A 2,546-nucleotide genomic window follows, 5' to 3' on the forward strand; every position below is an offset into this window, starting at 1 on the left:
GGCCCGCTCGGCCGGTACGGCCCCCGCCGACACCACGATCGGGTGGCGTTTGGTCCAGGCCGGTACCGCCCGCGGCTACGTCCGCGATGAGGCGCTGTCCAACATCTGGATCCGGGTCGACAAGAGCGAGCGGATGACCTTCGTCTACCGCGGCGCCGAGCTCTTGCGCACGTTGCCCTCCGACGTCTCCATCAGCCCCGAGGACAAAGTCCGCCGCTCGGACCTGGGTGAGACCGACCACTACCGTGTCCCCGAGGGCACGTTTTTCGTGACGCGGCTCAACCCCAACTCGGAGTACTACCGGGCGTTCGTGCTCAGCTACCCCGGACCGGTCCACGCCGCGCGCGGACTCGAGGCCGGCATCATCGGCCAGCGCGAGTACGACGCCATCGTCCGCGCCGACCTCGAGGGCCTCGAGCCGCCGATGGGCACGCGCATGGGCGGCCTGATCGAGATTCATGGCCAGGGCTCCGGCCGGCAGACGGCGTGGACGCGCGGTTGCATCGCCTTGCGCAACGTCCACATGGACGAGCTGTGGGAGTACGTCGAGGTCGGGACGCCGGTCGTGATCGAGCCGTAGCGTGTCGGGTTGACGTCCTCGAGGTCGGGCGCCCCACGCCACCGGCGACCTCGATGGATCACCGTAGTCGACCTCGAGGGTGAGCCTGCACGTCGACCGCGAGCGGGTCACCGCATGGACCCCCACATGGGCGAAGATGACTCCGGCGTGAGAGACAGGTCGTAGCGCACGAGCTGTCCTCGGCGAGTTGACCTCGAGGTCGAACCCCGACCTCGAGGCGCACGCATTCCCTGACCGTCCTCGAGGGCGCAACACCGGCCCCGGCGGCGTCGTACCTGTCGAAAAGCCTTCGTTCCCATGACTCTCCTCCGATCCATCGGCGCGCTCGTCGCGTTGCTCTCGGTCCTCGCGTCGCCGCTCGCCGCCCAGTCCGTCGACGACGTCCCCACCGACTTCGCCCTCGAGGACGTGGGCGACGGCCCGGTCTACCGGGTCACCATCGACGGCATGATCGACAACGCGCTCGCGAGCTACGTCGAGCGCGCCCTGTCCGACGCCGCCGAAGACGACGCGTCGGTCGTCGTGTTCACGATCGACACGTTCGGAGGGCTGGTCGAGGCCGCCGACGCGATCCGCAAGTCCATCCTGTCCTCGACCGTCCCGACCGTCGCCGTGATCGACCGCAACGCGGCGTCGGCCGGCGCGCTGATCGCGTACGCCAACGACCGGATCGTGATGGTGCCGGGCGCCTCGATGGGCGCCGCGACGGCCGTCGACCAGACGGGGACGTACGCGTCGGAGAAGGTCCAGAGCTACATGCGCGGCATCATGCGCGCGACCGCCGAGGCGACCGGCCGCGACCCCCAGATCGCCGAGGCGATGGTGGACGAGACCCTCTCGGTCCCGGGCGTCGTCGACGAGGGCGAGCTCTTGACGGTCTCGTCCGATGAGGCCCTCAAGCTGGGGATCGCCGACGCCGTCTTGGCCTCGGGCGACGCCACCGTTGCCGCGCTCGGCCTCGAGGACGTGACTCAGGAGCGGCACGCGGCCTCGAGGGCGGAGCAGGTCCTGCGCTTCCTTGGCTCGCCAGTCTTGGCGTCGCTCTTGCTCATGATGATGATGGGCGGGCTCTACTTCGAGATCCAGACGCCCGGCGTCGGGTTCGCGGGCGCGATCGCGCTCATCGGGGCGGCTCTGTTCTTCGCGCCGCACTACCTGTTGGGCCTGGTCGAGAGCTGGGAGATCGCGCTCTTCGTGGTCGGCGTCGCGCTCATACTGGTCGAGGTGTTCGTGACGCCTGGCTTCGGCGTGTTCGGCATATCCGGCATCGTGCTCACCCTCGGCGCCCTCCTGATCTCGCTCATCCCCAACGTCGGGTTCCGATTCCCGACCGACGGCGACATCACGCGTGCGACGACGACCCTGGCCGCCGCCCTCGTTTTGCTGGCCTTGTTCGCGGTGTCGGTCGGGCGAATGATCCCCCGATCTCAACGCCTGAACAAGCTGGTGCTGGGGACGGACATGGCCGCCTCGGCTGGATTCACATCGTCCGATACCCTGGAGGACTTGGTCGGCCGCGTCGGGACGGCTCTGACGGCACTGCGCCCGTCGGGCACCGCTGACGTGGACGGCCAGCGCGTCGATGTCGTCTCGGAAGGTCCGTTCGTCGATTCCGGTGCCTCCGTCGAGGTCGTCCGGTCGCGTGGGTCCGTCGTGGTCGTCCGCGAGGTATCGTAGCACCGTGGAACTGCTGATCCCCATCGCCCTCATCCTGGTCGGTCTGGCGCTGGTGGCCGTCGAGGTCACCGTCGTGCCGGGCCTCAACGTCGTCGGCGTCGTCGGCGCGGTCGGGGCTGCGGCCGGCGTCGTGATCGCGTTCGTCGAGTACGGCATCGTGGGCGGCATGGGCGCGCTCGCGGCGACCATCTTGGCGGCGGGGGGCATGGCGTACGTGCTGTGGGAATCCGGCGCCTGGGACCGCTTCGTCCTGACCACGAGCCTGACGGCCGGCGACTCCGTCGAGGAC

Annotated in this window: 2 protein-coding genes and 1 pseudogene; all 3 read left to right on the forward strand. The window is 69.4% G+C overall.

Annotation, left to right across the window (positions count from 1 at the left end):
- Positions 1–580, forward strand: a 580-nt coding sequence (locus WBA11_RS18700; protein ID WP_424522144.1) for a L,D-transpeptidase family protein, incomplete at its 5' end; no start/stop codon positions are given.
- 297 nt (positions 581–877) lie between these two features.
- Entirely contained in the window at positions 878–2,257 is a 1,380-nt protein-coding gene (locus WBA11_RS18705) for an NfeD family protein (protein WP_424522145.1), read from the forward strand.
- A gap of 4 nt (positions 2,258–2,261) precedes the next feature.
- Positions 2,262–2,546: pseudogene (locus tag WBA11_RS18710) on the forward strand (hypothetical protein); the annotation flags it as partial.

The organism is Rubrivirga sp., assembly GCF_049648075.1.
In the GTDB taxonomy this organism is placed as follows: domain Bacteria; phylum Bacteroidota; class Rhodothermia; order Rhodothermales; family Rubricoccaceae; genus Rubrivirga.

Excerpts from the sequence above, each read along its gene's own strand:
- WBA11_RS18705 (WP_424522145.1), top strand. The coding sequence starts at position 878 with ATGACTCTCCTCCGATCCATCGGCGCGCTCGTCGCGTTGCTCTCGGTC.